General features: G+C 64.8%; 16 protein-coding genes. 15 read left to right on the forward strand and 1 reads right to left on the reverse strand.

Going from position 1 to position 15,659, the window contains the following annotated elements; genetic code table 11:
• Positions 1-58: 58 nt before the first annotated feature.
• Positions 59-1,735: an electron transfer flavoprotein-ubiquinone oxidoreductase gene (locus CR152_RS20650; RefSeq protein ID WP_208640166.1), complete on the reverse strand. Its 1,677-nt coding sequence runs from the start codon at positions 1,733-1,735 to the stop codon at positions 59-61.
• Between the two features lie 162 nt (positions 1,736-1,897).
• Here CR152_RS20650 and CR152_RS20655 point away from each other — a divergent pair, with 162 nt between their 5' ends.
• The 15 genes from CR152_RS20655 (at position 1,898) to CR152_RS20725 (ending at position 15,658) form a co-directional block, all read left to right on the forward strand.
• Positions 1,898-2,674, forward strand: a complete 777-nt coding sequence (locus tag CR152_RS20655; protein WP_054263022.1) for an SDR family oxidoreductase — start codon at positions 1,898-1,900, stop codon at positions 2,672-2,674.
• Positions 2,675-3,217: 543 nt separating this feature from the next.
• Complete coding sequence (locus tag CR152_RS20660; RefSeq protein ID WP_370663826.1) at positions 3,218-3,823, forward strand: beta-ketoacyl synthase chain length factor; 606 nt, start codon at positions 3,218-3,220, stop codon at positions 3,821-3,823.
• Complete coding sequence (locus CR152_RS20665; protein ID WP_099877906.1) at positions 3,816-4,589, forward strand: lysophospholipid acyltransferase family protein; 774 nt, start codon at positions 3,816-3,818, stop codon at positions 4,587-4,589. Before CR152_RS20660 ends, CR152_RS20665 begins: the two co-directional genes overlap by 8 nt.
• Positions 4,582-4,836 carry a phosphopantetheine-binding protein gene (locus CR152_RS20670; protein WP_099877909.1) on the forward strand — a complete coding sequence of 85 codons (255 nt, stop codon included), beginning with the start codon at positions 4,582-4,584 and terminating at the stop codon, positions 4,834-4,836. The genes CR152_RS20665 and CR152_RS20670 overlap by 8 nt, the downstream gene beginning before the upstream one ends.
• 9 nt (positions 4,837-4,845) lie before the next feature.
• Positions 4,846-5,118, forward strand: coding sequence for an acyl carrier protein (locus CR152_RS20675; RefSeq protein WP_229413486.1), 273 nt, complete (start codon positions 4,846-4,848; stop codon positions 5,116-5,118).
• A 2-nt stretch (positions 5,119-5,120) separates the two neighbouring features.
• Positions 5,121-5,681, forward strand: a complete 561-nt coding sequence (locus CR152_RS20680; RefSeq protein ID WP_099877916.1) for a COG4648 family protein — start codon at positions 5,121-5,123, stop codon at positions 5,679-5,681.
• The gene (locus CR152_RS20685; protein ID WP_099877919.1) at positions 5,674-7,407 is read left to right on the forward strand and encodes an ApeI family dehydratase; all 1,734 of its coding nucleotides are present in this window, start codon (positions 5,674-5,676) and stop codon (positions 7,405-7,407) included. Before CR152_RS20680 ends, CR152_RS20685 begins: the two co-directional genes overlap by 8 nt.
• Before the next feature lie 13 nt (positions 7,408-7,420).
• Positions 7,421-8,497, forward strand: a complete 1,077-nt coding sequence (locus CR152_RS20690) for a class I SAM-dependent methyltransferase (protein ID WP_099877921.1) — start codon at positions 7,421-7,423, stop codon at positions 8,495-8,497.
• Positions 8,498-8,500: 3 nt separating this feature from the next.
• Positions 8,501-9,244 carry a glycosyltransferase family 2 protein gene (locus tag CR152_RS20695; RefSeq protein WP_099877924.1) on the forward strand — a complete coding sequence of 248 codons (744 nt, stop codon included), beginning with the start codon at positions 8,501-8,503 and terminating at the stop codon, positions 9,242-9,244.
• Positions 9,241-10,188: a lysophospholipid acyltransferase family protein gene (locus CR152_RS20700; RefSeq protein ID WP_099882594.1), complete on the forward strand. Its 948-nt coding sequence runs from the start codon at positions 9,241-9,243 to the stop codon at positions 10,186-10,188. Before CR152_RS20695 ends, CR152_RS20700 begins: the two co-directional genes overlap by 4 nt.
• Entirely contained in the window at positions 10,175-11,731 is a 1,557-nt protein-coding gene (locus CR152_RS20705) for an HAL/PAL/TAL family ammonia-lyase (RefSeq protein ID WP_099877927.1), read from the forward strand. Before CR152_RS20700 ends, CR152_RS20705 begins: the two co-directional genes overlap by 14 nt.
• Entirely contained in the window at positions 11,724-12,158 is a 435-nt protein-coding gene (locus tag CR152_RS20710; RefSeq protein WP_099877929.1) for an acyl-CoA thioesterase, read from the forward strand. Before CR152_RS20705 ends, CR152_RS20710 begins: the two co-directional genes overlap by 8 nt.
• Entirely contained in the window at positions 12,155-12,757 is a 603-nt protein-coding gene (locus tag CR152_RS20715; RefSeq protein ID WP_099877932.1) for an outer membrane lipoprotein carrier protein LolA, read from the forward strand. The genes CR152_RS20710 and CR152_RS20715 overlap by 4 nt, the downstream gene beginning before the upstream one ends.
• Positions 12,754-15,117 carry an MMPL family transporter gene (locus CR152_RS20720; RefSeq protein ID WP_099877935.1) on the forward strand — a complete coding sequence of 788 codons (2,364 nt, stop codon included), beginning with the start codon at positions 12,754-12,756 and terminating at the stop codon, positions 15,115-15,117. Before CR152_RS20715 ends, CR152_RS20720 begins: the two co-directional genes overlap by 4 nt.
• The gene (locus CR152_RS20725) at positions 15,110-15,658 is read left to right on the forward strand and encodes a DUF3261 domain-containing protein (protein WP_099877938.1); all 549 of its coding nucleotides are present in this window, start codon (positions 15,110-15,112) and stop codon (positions 15,656-15,658) included. The genes CR152_RS20720 and CR152_RS20725 overlap by 8 nt, the downstream gene beginning before the upstream one ends.
• The last annotated feature ends 1 nt before the right edge of the window (position 15,659 follow it).

The following is a 15,659-nucleotide window of genomic DNA, read 5'->3' on the forward strand; positions in this document are numbered from 1 at the left end:
GGCAGTCCGTCGTTCCCGGCAGTGCCAGGAACGACGGAGCTGATGCAGTCGCCCGGGCTTACATCCCCGGGTAATTCGGCCCGCCGCCGCCTTCCGGCGTCACCCACACGATATTCTGGGTCGGGTCCTTGATATCGCAGGTCTTGCAGTGCACGCAGTTCTGCGCATTGATCTGCAGGCGGTCCTTGCCTTCGTCGGTTTTCACGTACTCGTACACGCCCGCCGGGCAGTAGCGCGACTCCGGACCGGCATACTGCGCCAGATTCACCGACACCGGAATGCTGTCATTCTTGAGCGTCAGGTGAATCGGCTGGTCTTCGGCATGGTTGGTGTTCGAAATGAACACCGACGAGAGCCGGTCGAAGGTCAGCTTGCCATCCGGCTTCGGATAGGCGATCGGCGCATAGTTTGCCGCCGGTTTCAGGCATTCATGGTCGCCGTAATCGCGGTGCAGAGTCCATGGCGCCTTGCCACGCAAAATCAGCTGGTCGATGCCGGTCATGATCGAGCCCAGGTACAGGCCTTTCGACAGCCACGGCTTGACGTTGCGCGCCACGTGCAATTCCTCGTGCAGCCAGGATTGCTCGAACGCGGTCGGGAAGGTCGACAGCTCGTCGTGCTGGCGCTGCTCGCCCAGCGCCGCGAAGGCCGATTCGGCCGCCAGCATGCCGGTCTTGATCGCCGCATGGCTGCCCTTGATGCGGCTCATGTTCAGGAAACCCGCTTCGCAGCCGATCAGCGCGCCGCCCGGGAACACCAGCTTCGGCAAGGCTTGCAGGCCGCCGGCCGTGATCGCGCGCGCGCCGTACGAAATGCGTTTGCCGCCTTCGAAGAAGGTGCGGATTTCCGGGTGCGTCTTGTAGCGCTGGAATTCTTCATACGGCGACAGATACGGATTCTCGTACGACAGGCCGATCACATAGCCGACCATGACCTGGTTGTTTTCCATGTGGTACAGGAAAGAACCGCCATAGGTATCCGACTTGAGCGGCCAGCCGGTGGTGTGGATGACCAGGCCCGGCTTGTGCTTGGCGGGATCGATTTCCCACAATTCCTTGATGCCGATGCTGTACGACTGCGGGTCCTTGCCCTTGTTCAGGTCGTACTTGACCATCAGCTGCTTGCCGAGGTGACCGCGCGAACCTTCGGCGAACAAGGTGTACTTGGCATGGAGTTCCATGCCGAGCTGAAAGGCCGATGTCGGCTTGCCGTGGCGGTCCACGCCCATATTGCCGGTCGCTACGCCCTTGACCGAGCCATTCTCGTTGTACAGAATTTCCGCGGCAGCGAAGCCCGGGAAGATTTCCACGCCGAGCGCTTCGGCCTGCTGGCCCATCCAGCGCACCACATTGCCCAGCGAAATCACGTAATTGCCGTGGTTTTCAAAGCAGGCCGGGGTCATGAAGCCGGGCGCCTGGTAGGCCTTGTTTTCGGTCAGGAACAGGATGCGGTCTTCGGTCACGGCCGTATTGAGCGGTGCGCCGAGTTCCTTCCAGTTCGGAATCAGTTCAGTCAGTGCGCGCGGGTCCATCACGGCACCGGACAGGATATGTGCGCCAATTTCGCCGCCTTTTTCCAGCACGCAAACGGACACTTCCTGGCCCTTTTCGGCCGCCATTTGTTTCAGGCGGATGGCGGCGGACAGGCCGGCAGGGCCCCCGCCGACGACGACAACGTCGTACTCCATTGCTTCGCGCGGACCGTATTGTTCGAGGATGTTGATAGGCTCTGTCATGGTCTCATCATGGGATAGAAAAATTTAAGCACGAGTGTGCGGCTTTTTGTCGAGGATTGCAACTTTGGCGCCATTTTACGGACAATATTAGACGCTGCCATCTAATACTGGCAATTTGTGACATCATTATGCTTTCGCAAGACCACCGCACAGGAGCCGATCGTGGGTATTGAAGTAAATTTCGAAGGAAAAATCGCACTGATCACCGGCGCATCGAGCGGCCTGGGCGCGCGCTTCGCCAAGGCCCTCGCTGGCGCAGGTGCCCAGGTCGTGCTGGCTTCGCGCCGCACCGACCGCCTCAAGGAGCTGCGTGCCGAAATCGAAGCCGACGGCGGCGCCGCGCACGTGGTCTCGCTCGACGTGACCGATCTGGCGAGCATCAAGTCGGCCATTGCGCACGCCGAAACCGAAGCCGGCCCGATCGACATCCTGGTTAACAACTCGGGTGTCTCGACCACCCAGCGCCTGATCGACGTGACGCCGGAAGATTACTCCTATGTTATGGACACCAATTTGCGCGGCGCCTTTTTCGTGGCCCAGCAAGCGGCCAAGCGCATGATCCAGCGCGCCAAGGGCGACCCGAAAAAACAGCATCGTATTATCAACATTGCCTCCGTGGCCGGCCTGCGCGTACTGCCGCAAATTGGCGTGTATTGCATGAGCAAGGCTGGTGTGGTGCAAATGACCAAGGCAATGGCGGTGGAGTGGGGTAAATATGGCATTAACGTCAACGCGATTTGTCCTGGTTATATATCCACTGAAATCAACGAAGAATATTTCGCCACCGAACAAGGCCAGAAACTGATCGACATGCTTCCGCGCAAGCGCCCGGGCAAGCCGGAAGACCTGGACGGCTTGCTGCTCTTGCTGGCGGCCGAGGAAAGCCACTTCATCAACGGTGCGATCATCACCGCCGATGATGGTATGACAGCGCAGTAAAGTAAAAGTTCGTCGCGGCGCAACGCCGCGCACGTGGATCGCTTGTCCAGCCTGGGCCCTGCCTCCATAAACAAACAAATGCAAAACCGGGAACAAAGCCCGGGTTTGCATTTAAAGCCAGATTTCCGGTATTATTCGCGCCTCTCCGTTTGTTCCCAACTCGCAGTCCTGCAGTTTCGCGCTATCGGCGCACCAGCCGGCATCGCGTTTATTGCTCCCCAATCCCCTCTAATGCGCCTCTTCTGTTGTTTATCAGATATTTATTTGCATAAAATCCCGTAACAGTGGGACAATTCGGACCTTCTGTTGCTTGCTGCTACTTTAGTTTCTCGAATGGAAGTATTCCTCTAGGAGCCAGCATTACCGGCAGTTTATAATTTAGGCTGTACGTACCTTAGAGAAATAAGTAACAAAATGCGAGTAGACGGCCTCAAGTTTTCCATTGCTGCGCATTCTGCGTGGGCGCCTGGACTGGCAACGGCCGAGGCCTGGGCCGGATGGGCACAGGCGCCGGTCAGAATCGGTGAAGGTCCCGATCCGGCCGTGTCCGCGATGCCTGCCATGCTGCGCCGGCGCGCCGGCTTCCTCGGCAAGATGGCGCTCGAGGTGGCCTACCGCTGCCTGGACGGCCGCACCGATATTGCGGCGGTTTTCTGCTCGCGTCATGGCGAAGTGTCGCGCGCGGTGGACCTGCTGGGCGAGCTGTCGCAGGGCGAGCCGATGTCACCGACCGGCTTCGGCCTGGCCGTGCATAACGCCAGCGCCGGCCTGTTCTCGATCGCACGCACCGACCGCGCCAATCACATGGCCCTGTCGGCCGGCGCGGCGACCGTCGAACATGGCGTGGTCGAAGCCTGCGGCCTGCTGGCCGACGGCGCGCCCATGGTCCTGCTGGTGGTGTACGACTGCGCACTGCCGGCGGCCCTCGCGCATTTCGAGGATTGCGACGAGCAGCCGCACGCGTGGGCATGGCTGATGACCGCGCCGGGCGCCCACGCCATCGGCCTTGCCTGCGACGCCGCCGACGGCACGGCGCCGGCGTCGACCCAGCCCGGTGGCCTGGATGTGCTGCACTTCCAGTTGAGCGGTGCCGCGAGCCTGGTGCGCCAGGCGGGCGGGCAGCGCTGGACCTGGACGCGCGATGTTTGACCGGATCGGCCGCTACTGGCGCGTACTCGCCACCGGCATCAGTTTTCTCGCCTTCGGTATCGGCGGCCTGCTGCTGCGCATCGCGGTCTTTCCGCTGCTGCAGGTGGTGGTATGGGAGCGCGCCGCGCGCGTCACCGCGGCACGCGCCATCCTGCGCCTGACGTTTCGCGGGTTTGTGGGCCTGATGCGCGGCCTGGGTGTGCTGCGCTATGAATTCATCGGGCTCGAAAAGCTCGAACGGGGTGGCCTGCTGATTCTCGCGAACCACCCATCGCTGATCGATACCGTGTTCCTGATGGCGTTCGTCAAGCGCGCCGACTGCATCGTCAAGAGTCACCTGTGGAACAACCCGTTCACCCGTGGTCCGGTGCGCGCCGCCGGCTACATCAGCAACGACAGCGGCGAGCAGCTGGTCGAGGCGTGCATCGCCTCCCTGCGTGCCGGGAACAACCTGATTATCTTCCCGGAAGGGACGCGCACCCCGGCCGGCGGCGCGATCAGCCTAAAACGCGGCGCCGCCAACATCGCCGTGCGCGGCGCGCGCGCCGTGACCCCGGTGCTGATCGACTGCCAGCCGCCGACGCTCGGCAAGGGCGACAAGTGGTGGCGCGTGCCGGAGCGCTTTGTGCAGTTCCGGCTTGAAGTGAAAGACGATATCGAGGTCGGCACCTTTCTTGGCGCCGGCGTGAGCGAAGTAATGGCGGTGCGTCATCTGACGGACCACCTGCAACAATTTTTTACTGGAGAGTACCAAGGCCATGCTTGAAACAGAAGTCAAACAACTGATCATCGACGTCCTGCAACTGGAAGATATTAGCGTCGACGATATCGATAGCGCCGCGCCGCTGTTCGTCGAAGGCCTCGGCCTGGACTCGATCGATGCGCTGGAACTGGGCGTCGCGCTGCAGAAGCGTTACGGCATTTCGCTGTCGGCCGATTCGGAAGACACCCGCAGCCATTTCGCGTCGGTGCGCGCGCTGGCGGCCCTGATTGAAACCCACCGCAAAAAGTAAGGAGTTTGTATGGTAGACGTAAACAATATGAGCCGTGACGAGCTGTATGCGTGGGTTGTCGATCTGCTGGCCGACATGTTCGAGCTCGATAAATCCTCGCTGACGGCCGACTCGAACCTGTACGCCGATCTCGATATCGACAGCATCGACGCGGTCGACCTGGCGGTCAAGCTCAAGCAGCTGACCGGCAAGCGCCTGCAGCCGGAAGTGTTCAAGACCATCCGCACCATCGGCGACGTGGTCAACGCGCTTGACGATCTGGTCGAGGAGCAGGCGTTATAAGCATGCGCCTGTTGACAGGGCTGCTGGCCGCGATGTCGGTCGTGCTCACCCTGTGTTATCCGCTGGCCGTCTGGTACGGGCAGGGGAGGGTGGAGCCGCGCTGGCTGGCGCTGCTGCTGGTGCTGGCCGCCCTGGCGCGCCTGCCTGCCATGAAGGTCAGCCTGGCTGCACGCTGGTCGGTTGCCGGCGCCCTGGCGCTGGCCGCCGTCACGGTGATGGGTAATGCCATGCTGCCCTTGAAACTGTACCCGGTGCTGGTCAATGCCGCCCTGTTGGGAGCATTTGCCTACACACTTACCACGCCGGTGTCGATGGTCGAACGCTTCGCGCGCATGCGCGAGCCGGACCTGCCGCCCGCGGCGGTGGCGTACACGCGCACGGTGACCAAGGTATGGTGCGTGTTTTTCGTGGTGAACGGCGCCATTGCGCTGGGCACCGCGCTGTGGGCCACGCAAGAGGTCTGGTCGTTGTACAACGGCGTTATTGCGTACGGTCTGATGGGCGTACTGTTCGCCGCTGAATTTTTGGTACGTCTGCGCTTTAAGCGATTGCATCATGGTTGATCTGTTTTCTGTTCTCGGTTCACGCGATGGCGCCGCCATCGCCGGCTGGCGTGAGGTGGCTGGCGTCCGCGCGCCCGTCACCATCGGCGCGCTGCGCGAGCGCGTGGGAGCGTGGCGCGCGCTGGCCCTGCGCACCTCCGGCACCAACGCCGCCCTGTACATCGAGGACAGCCTTGAATTCGCCGCCGCGCTGCTGGGCGCATGGCAGGCCGGTAAAACCGTGTGGCTCACCGCCGACACGCTCGACGCCAGCTGCATCGCGCTGGCGCGCTCGGTCGACTGTTTTCTGGGCGAGTTCGCGCCGCGCTGGAAAGCGCTGCGGCCGGCGCTTGACGACGCCTGCGCGCTGCCATGGAGCGGTCCCGATGGCGCTTTTCCGGCGCTGATGGTGCATACCTCCGGCAGCACCGGTGCGCCGCAGGCGATCCCGAAACAACTCTCGCAGCTCACCAGCGAAGTGGCCACGCTCGAGGCACTGTTCGGTCCCGCCATCGGCGAGGCCGACATTTTCTCGACCGTCTCGCACCAGCATATTTACGGCCTGCTGTTCAAGGTCTTGTGGCCGCTGGCCGCCGGCCGCGCGATTCACGCGGCCAGCCTGGCCTATCCCGAGCAGCTCGCGCAGATGCTCGGACAGCGCCCCTGCGTGCTGGTGGCCAGCCCGGCCCACTTGAAACGCTTGCCGGCTCACCTGGACTGGAGCGCGGCGGCAGCCTGCCTGCGCGCGGTGTTTTCGTCCGGCGGCCCGCTTGCGCCCGACGCATCGGTGGCGGCCGCCCACCTGCTCGGCCAGATCCCGACCGAAATCTATGGCAGCTCGGAAACTGGCGGCGTGGCATGGCGCCGCCACCACGCCGGCTCGCCCGGCGCATGGGAAGCGCTGCCCGGCGTCGCCTGGCGCATCGCGCCCGACAGCGGCCGCCTCGAAGTGCAGTCGCCCCACCTGGGCGACGATGCCTGGCTGGCGCTGGAAGACCGGGTCAACCCCGCGCCGGATGGGCGTTTCCTGCTGCTCGGCCGTGGCGACCGCCTGGTCAAGATCGAAGAAAAACGCATCTCGCTCGACGCCATCGAAGCCGCTCTGGTGGCATCGGGCCTGGCCAGCGAAGCGCGCGTGATCGTCTGCCCCGAGCGGGCCGGCGAGCGCCAGGTGCTGGCCGGGTTCGTGATTCCGTCGGCCAGCGGCCGCGCGCTGCTCGACGCCGAAGGCAAGCAGGCCCTCAACGCGCTGCTGCGCGCCCACCTGGGACGCGTGGTGGAAGCGGTCGCGCTGCCGCGCCGCTGGCGCTACCTCGATCAATTGCCGCTCAACGCCCAGGGCAAGACCACGCACGCACAGCTGCTTGCGCTGCTCGGCGTGGGCGACGCCCGTCCGCGCGTGCCGCAGGTGCGCCTGCTGGAGCAGGACGCGCAGCGCACCCTGCTCGAAATGGTCGTGCCGTCGACCTTGTTCTACTTCGACGGCCACTTCACCCAAGCCGCCGTGCTGCCGGGCGTGGTGCAGGTCGACTGGGCCATCCGCTACGGCCGCCAGCACTTTGCGATGGCGCCAATGTTCCGTGCCATCCATGCGCTCAAGTTCCAGCAGGTGGTCAGGCCCGACACCCCGTTCCACCTTGAGCTCAAGTACGACAGCGCCGCCGACGGCGCCAGCGGCACCCTGCATTTCCGTTATTTCTCCGACGCCGGGCAGCACGCCGGCGGTCGCATCCTGTTTGGTACTTAACCTAAAGCGTCGTATGTTAGATAAAAAATTCTCCCCTGATCGCCAGACTGCCTTTGAAGCCCGTTTTGAAGCGCAAAAAATCGCCTTCGGCCCGGTCGTATTCCAGTGCGTGCGCTACGCGTGGAAGCGCGGGATGCTGCAAACGCTGGCCGACGCCGGCGAAACGGGGCTGTCCATCGCCGATATGGCGGGCACCGGCCGCTGGACCGAATACGCGCTCAAGGTGGTGCTGGAAACCTGCCTGTCGGCCGGCGTGGTGTTCGTGCACGATGGCCGCTATGCGCTCGACAAGGCTGGCTTTTGCGTCCTTACCGACAGCATCACCCAGATCAACATCGACTTCAATCACGATGTCTGCTACCAGGGCTTGTTCAAGCTGGACGAGTCGCTCGACGCCGAAAAGCCGATTGGCCTGAAAGCGCTGGGCGAGTGGCCCACGCTGTACCAGGGCCTGTCGGAACTGTCGGAGCCGGCCAAGACCAGCTGGTTCGCGTTCGACCACTATTATTCGGACACCTCCTTCCCCTCGATCATGCCGGACGTGTTTGCGACCGCGCCGCGCAAGGTGATGGACGTGGGCGCCAATACGGGCAAATTCAGCTGCGCCGCGCTGGCCTATAACGCCGACGTCGAGCTGCATCTGGTCGACTTGCCGCGCCAGTTGTCGGTCGCTTCGACCACGCTCGAAACGGCCGGCGTGCGTGCGCGCGCGCAGCTGCACCCGACCGACCTGCTCGACGCCGCGCTGGCGCTGCCGGCGGGGATGGACGTGATCTGGATGAGCCAATTTTTGAGCTGCTTCTCCGAGCCGGCGATCGCCACCATCCTCCAGCGCGCCGCCGCGGCACTGGCGCCGCAGGGCCAGCTGCTGGTGATGGACACCTTCTGGGACCGCCAGCGCTACGACATCGCTTCCTACTGCCTGATCAACACCTCGCCGTACTTCACGGCCATGGCCAGCGGGAACAGCAAGATCTACGAGAGCGGCGACTACGTGCGCCTGGCTGAAGCGGCCGGCCTCAAGCTGCTCACCGCGCGCGACGGCATCGGCTACTGCCATTCGCTGCTGCGCTTCGGGCGGTCGGAGTAAATCATGTTCAAGCCCTGCGTGATGATCCCGGTGTACGACCACGAACACGCCATCGGCGACGTGGTCGACGCGGTGCTCGCTCACGGCCTGCCGTGCATGCTGGTGGACGACGGCAGCAAGCCGTCGTGCGCGCGCGTGCTCGACCAGCTGGCGGCGGCGCATCCCGGCACGGTCGTGCTGGTGCGCCACGCCGTCAACCAGGGCAAGGGCGCGGCCGTGCTGACCGGTTTTCACAGCGCCGCGCAGGCGGGCTACACGCATTTGCTGCAGGTTGACGCCGACGGTCAGCACAACACCGGCGACATTCCGCGTTTCGTGGCGCTCGCGCGCCTGCATCCGCACGCCGTCATCGCCGGCTGCCCGGTGTACGACCAATCGGTACCGAAGCTGCGCCTGTACGCGCGCTACCTGACCCACGTCTGGATCTGGATTAACACCTTGTCGTTCGCGATCCGCGATTCGATGTGCGGCTTCCGTGTCTATCCGGTGGCGCCGGTGGTGGCGCTGGCGTCGCGCTGCTCGCTGGGCAAGCGCATGAACTTCGACTCCGAAGTTCTGGTGCGCCTGTTCTGGGACGAAGTGCAGGTGGTGAACCTGCCCACGCGCGTGACTTACCCGAGCGACGGCGTGTCGCACTTCATGGCCTTTCGCGACAACGTGCTCATTTCGCGCATGCATACGGTGCTGTTCTTCGGCATGCTGATCCGCCTGCCCAAGCTGCTGGCGCGCAAATGGCGGGCCGCATGACCAAGCTGCACGCCAGCCACTGGGCCGCGATCTCGGAATCGAGTTTCGTGGGCGGCATGCGCCTGCTGTTCTGGGTGTGCCGCGTGTTCGGCCGCTGGCCGTTCCGGGTGGTGCTCTATCCCGTGCTGGCCTGGTACGTGCTGACCAAGCCGGCCGCGCGCCGCGCGTCGACGAATTATCTCGACCGCGTGCGCGCCTTTGCGCCGGTGCCGGGCGGCTGGTACGGCGTGCTGCGCCACTTCGGCAGCTTTGCCGAAGCCATTCTCGACAAGATGCTGCTGTGGGGCGGCCTGTTCGACAAGAACCTGGTCAGCCACCTGGGCATGGAGCCGATGCGGCGCCTGCTGGACGAAAAGCGCGGCGCGGTGCTGGTCTGCACGCACCTGGGCAATGCCGACTTGTGCCGCGTGCTGTCGAACGACGTGCCGGGCCTGACGCTGACGGTGCTGGTGCATACGCGCCACGCCCAAGCGTTTAATAATATGCTTGCCTCGCTCGACCCACGCAGCCAGACCAATCTGCTGCAGGTGACGGAGATGAATCCGGCCACCGCGATGATGCTGTCGGAGCGGGTAGGGCGGGGCGAGTTCGTCGTCATCGCAGGCGACCGCGTGCCGGTCTCGCCCGACCCGCGCGTGGCGCTGGCGCCGTTCCTGGGCGTCGATGCGCCTTTTCCGGTCGGGCCGTACGTACTGGCCTCGATCCTGCAATGCCCGCTCTACATGATGTTCTCGAACCGCGTCGGACGCGGCTACCAAGTGAACTTCGAACTGCTGCGCGAATCGGTGCGCCTGCCGCGCAAGGGCCGCGAAGAAGTGCTGGCCCAGGTGGCCGGCGACTTCGCGGCGCGCCTGCAGCACCACTGCATCCGTTCCCCGCTCGAGTGGTTCAACTTTTACGATTTTTGGCATTTACCCCATCTGGACAAGAATGATGCATCCTGACCTGACCACTACCCGCCGCGCCGTCCAATTCGACCGCGAACGTCTGACGATCGAAGATATCGTCGATATCGCGCGCGGCACCGCCAGCGCCGTGCTCTCGCCCGACCCGGTGTTCCGCGCGGCGATCGCGCGCGGCGCCGACTTCCTCGACCGCCTGCTGCGCGAGGACGGGACCATTTACGGCGTCACCACCGGTTACGGCGACTCGTGCACGGTATCGATTCCGCCCGACCTGGTGGCCGAACTGCCGCATCACCTGTACACCTACCACGGCTGCGGCCTGGGCGAGTACCTCACGCCCGCGCAAACGCGCGCGGTGATGGCCACGCGCCTGGCGTCGCTGTCCAAGGGCTTTTCGGGCGTGAGCGTCGAACTGCTGGAACAGATCGCGCGCCTGCTCGACGCCGGCCTGTTGCCGCTGATCCCGAGCGAAGGCTCGGTCGGCGCCAGCGGCGACCTGACCCCGCTGTCCTACCTGGCGGCGGTACTGTGCGGCGAGCGTGAAGTGTGGCGCGACGGCGTGCAGGTCCCGGCCGCCCAGGCCTTGAAGGAAGCCGGCATCACGCCGCTGCGCCTGCGCCCGAAAGAAGGGCTGGCGATCATGAACGGCACCGCCGTCATGACCGCGCTGGCCTGCCTGGCATACGACCGCGCCGAGTATCTGACGCGCATGTGCACCCGCATCACCGCCATGGCCTCGTTTGCGCTGGACGGCAATGCCCATCATTTCGACGAAACCCTGTTTTCGGTCAAGCCGCACGCCGGCATGCAGGGCGTGGCCGCCTGGCTGCGCCAGGACCTGCACGTCGGCGAGGCGGAACGCAACGGCAAGCGCCTGCAGGACCGCTATTCGATCCGCTGCGCGCCGCACGTCATCGGCGTGCTGGCCGACGCGCTGCCGTTCTTCCGCCAGTCGATCGAAAATGAACTCAACAGCGCCAACGACAATCCGATCATCGATGCCGAAGGCGAACGCGTGCTGCACGGCGGGCATTTCTACGGCGGCCATATCGCCTTTGCGATGGACGGCATGAAGAATGCGGTGGCCAACCTGGCCGACCTGCTGGACCGCCAGATGGCGCTGCTGGTCGACAGCCGCTACAACCACGGCCTGCCGGCCAACCTGTCGGGCGCGGAAGGGCCGCGCGCGGCCATCAACCACGGCCTGAAAGCCTTGCAGATCAGTTCCTCGGCGTGGACCGCGGAAGCGCTGAAACTGACCATGCCGGCCTCGGTGTTCTCGCGTTCGACCGAGTGCCACAACCAGGACAAGGTCAGCATGGGCACCATCGCCGCGCGCGACTGCCTGCGCGTGCTGGAACTGACCGAGCAGGTTGTCGCCGCGCTCTTGATCACGGTGCGCCAGGGTGTGTGGCTGCGCCTGCGCGTCAATCCGGAAAACCCGGCGCCGCAAGCGCTGCGGGACATGATGGACAAGCTGGGCGAAGACGTGGCCCCGGTGGCAGAAGACCGCCGCCTGGAACCCGAGCTGCGCGTGCTGATCGCGCGCCTGCGCGAGCAAGCCTGGAGCCTGTATGCGTAGGGGCGCGCTGCCGAGCCGCTGGTTCGCCGAGACCGAGATGCAGGTCCAGTTCTTCGACCTGGACCCGATGCAGATCGTCTGGCACGGCAACTACGTCAAATACCTCGAAGTGGCGCGCTGTACGCTGCTCGACAAGATCGACTACAACTACGAACAGATGAAGGCGTCCGGCTTCGCCTGGCCGGTGATCGACATGAACCTGCGCTATATCGGGCCGGCCGTGTTCGGCCAGCGCCTGATCCTGCGCGCTGAAATCGTCGAATACGAAAACCGCCTGAAAATCGATTACCTGATCAGCGATGCGGCCAGCGGCAAGCGCCTGAACCGCGCCAGCACCACCCAGGTGGCCGTCGATATCGCCAGCGGCGAGATGTGTTTCATGTCGCCGCCCGTGCTGTTTGAAAAATTAGGAGTAAGCCCCGCATGAAACGTTTGATCTTCGCCCTCGCCATCGGCGCCGCCTGCGCTGTTGCCGGCGCTAGCGCGCCGATCGCCAAAATCCAGGCATTGCTGGCCAAGCCGACGGTCTTGTGCGGCCGCTTCGACCAGACCAAGCACCTGGCCGGCATGAAAAAACCGCTCGCCTCGAACGGCCGCTTTTGCGTCGTGGCGGGCAAGGGCGTGTTGTGGCGTACCCTGAAACCGTTCCCGAACACCCTGCGCCTGACGCGCGACGAAATCGTCAGCTTCCAGGGCGAGCGCGTGGCGATGCGCCTCGAAGCGAAGCAGGAACCGACGGTGCGCATGATTAACAGCGTGCTGTTCTCGCTGCTGTCGGGCGACCTGGGCCAGCTCGAAACCCTGTTCGAAGTCGACGGCGGTGTCGAGGGCAGCACCTGGAACGTCGCGCTCAAGGCGCGCCAGCCGGCGCTGGCCAAGGCCATCGGCGCCATTTCGCTCGACGGCGGCGCGTACGTGAAGAATATCCAGATCGTCGAAGCGAGCGGTGACAAGACCTTCATTGTCTTCTCCGAGATCAAGACAGGCGAGGGCGCGATTACCCTTGAGGAGGCGGCGCTGCTGTGAATCCTGAAGTAAAGCGGCACAAGTGGCTGGCCTGGCTCTGGGCGCTGGTGGTATGCGCCCTGCTGGGGCATAACGCCTATCTGTGGGTGGTCCAGCGCATTGTGCCGGACACCGATATCCTGGCCTTGCTGCCGGTGCAGGAGCGCGACCGCGTTCTGCAGGAGTCGTTCACCCACATGGTCGACGCCGCGCAGCAGCGCGTGATCGTGCTGGTCGGCGCCGCCGAGTGGAATGACGCCAAGCGCGCCGCCGACGCCTACAATGCGGTGCTGGCCACCCAGCCCGGCGTGCTCGAAGCGGTCAAGCTGTCCGACGAAACCCAGGGCGACTGGCTGGCGCCATTCCAGAAGCACAGCGTGGCTTTGCTCACCGCGCAGCAGGAAGCGCAATTGCGTAGCGCGAGCCCGCAATTCTGGACCGACGCCGCCCTGGCCAAGCTGTACTCCGCATTCTCCGGTCCGAAACTGGGCGCCTTCCGCGACGATCCGTTCGGCCTGTTTTCCGGCTGGGTCCAGGAACGCGCGCAGGAAACCCCGGTGCGTCCGCGCGACGACAAGCTGTTCGTGGCCGACGGCGAGCGCCAGTACGTGCTCATGCCGCTGACCATGCGCGCGCCGGCGTTCTCGATGACGGCCCAGCAAACCGTGGTGCCGCTGCTCGAACGGGCCAAACAGGCCGCGCTCAAGGCCGCCCCGCAGGCGAAGGTGATCACCGCCGGCGTGGTGCTGCATGCGTCCGCCGCCAGCAGCCAGGCCGAAGGCGAAATGTCCACCATCGGCCTTGGTTCGCTGGCCGGTATCGTGCTGCTGACATGGTTCACTTTCCGCTCGCTGCGGCCGATCGCGCTGGTGCTGCTGTCGATCGGGATCGGCTTTCTCGGTTCGCTGTCGGTGTGCTGGCTGCTGTTCGGCCGCATCCACCTGCTCACGCTCGTCTTCGGGGCAAGCCTGATCGGCGTGGCCCAGGATTACGGCATCTACTTCCTGTGCAACCGCCTGAGCGCCGATCCGGCCGAGGGTTCGGTGCGCCTGCTTAAACGCCTGCTGCCGGGACTGTGCCTGACGCTGCTGGCGGCGGTAATCGGCTACATGGGCCTCGGCTTCACGCCGTTCCCCGGCCTGCGCCACATGGCCGTGTTCTCCGCCGTCGGACTGGTGTTCGCCTGGCTGACGGTCGTTTGCTGGTTCCCGCTGCTCGTTTCCGGCGGCACTTTGACAACCGGTGCACTGGCCCACCGCTACGGCGCCACGCTGGCGCACTGGCCGCAAGCGCGCCTGAATGCCCGCACGCTCGTCATTGCCGCCTTGTTCGTGGCGGTGGCCGGTTTCGGCTGGTCGCGCCTGGGCGTCAACGATGACATCCGCTCGCTGCAAAACCCGCCCAAGCATCTGATCGACGACCAGATCAAATTGAGCAAGCTGCTCGATGCCCCGACGCCCGTCCAGTATTTCCTGGTGCGCGGCGCCAGCGCCGAAATCGTGCTGCAGCGTGAAGAAGAACTCAAGCGCCGTCTCGACCCGCTGATCGCCGCCAAACGCATCGGCGGCTACCAGGCCATGTCGAACTGGGTACCGTCGGTGCGCACCCAGCTCGAACGGCGCGCCCTGATCGACAGCAAGCTGCTGGCGCCGGGCGGCCCGCTCGATGCGGTGGCCAAGGCGATTGAAGAAGACAGTGCCTGGAGCGCCGCCACGCGCGCGCACCTGATGGCGCCGCGCGCGCCGCTCACGCCTGCGGAATTCCTGAAAACCCCGCCGAGCGAGCCTTGGCGCCACCTGTGGCTGGGCGACATCGACGGCGTTCACGCGAGTATCGTCGCGCTGCGCGGCATGAGCATGGCCGCGCTGCCGGAGCTGCGCCGCGCAGGCGAGGGTATGGAAGGTGTGCAGTGGGTCGACAAGGTGGCCGAGATTTCATCGGTACTGGGCCGCTACCGCCAGTACATGGGCTGGGTCGTCCTGGGGGCGTACGCGGTGGTGTTCGCGCTGCTCTATCCGCGCTACCGCGGCAACGCCTGGCGTGTGCTGGCGCCAAGCGCGGTCGCGAGCATCGCCACCCTGGCGGTGCTCGGCCTCACCGGCCAGGCGCTGCAACTGTTCCACGTGCTGGCACTGATGCTGCTCCTCGGCGTCGTGGTCGACTACGGCATCTTCATGCAGGAGCACCCGGGCCGGCGCAATACCACGCCATGGCTGGCGGTCGGCCTGTCGGCGGCCAATACCCTGCTCGCTTTCGGCTTGCTTGGCCTGAGCCGCACCCCCGCACTGCAGGCGTTCGGGCTGACGATGCTGATCGGGACCACGCTGGCGTGGCTGCTGGTCCCTTATTTTGCGAATACCAAGGAAAATGAACATGCGTGATTCCCGCCTCCACCTGGCTGCGCCGCTGCTGGCTGCCGTGCTGCTGGGCGCCTGCAGCACGCCGCCGGCGCCCATCGCGCGGCTCGGCATCAAGCTGGCGCCGCAAGCGCTGGAGTCGACCATCAGCGTGCAGCAGCACCTCAAGGTCGAACGCAAGGGCCGCATCGACGAACTCGATGCCGCGGTCGAAGTCGACCCGCAGCAGGTGCAGATGGTCGGCCTGGCTTTCGGCCAGCGCGTCCTGAGCCTGAGCTATGATGGCAAGGAACTGACGTCGTGGCGCCACATGATGCTGCCCAAGCAGGTGCGCGCCGAGGACGTGCTCGAAGACATGCAGCTCACCTTGTGGCCGGCCGAGGCGATTGCGCGCAGCCTGCCGCAGGGCTGGCGCATCGAAGACGCCGGCCTGCGCCGCACCCTGACCCTCGATGGCGCGGTGGTGGCCACGATTACCTACACGCAGATGCCGCGCTGGACTGGCACTGTGATCCTCGACAACCTGCGTTATGATTACCGCCTGACCATCGAGTCGGCGCCCTGAT

Origin of the sequence: Massilia violaceinigra (assembly GCF_002752675.1) — a bacterium.
In the GTDB taxonomy this organism is placed as follows: Bacteria; Pseudomonadota; Gammaproteobacteria; order Burkholderiales; family Burkholderiaceae_D; genus Telluria_A; species Telluria_A violaceinigra.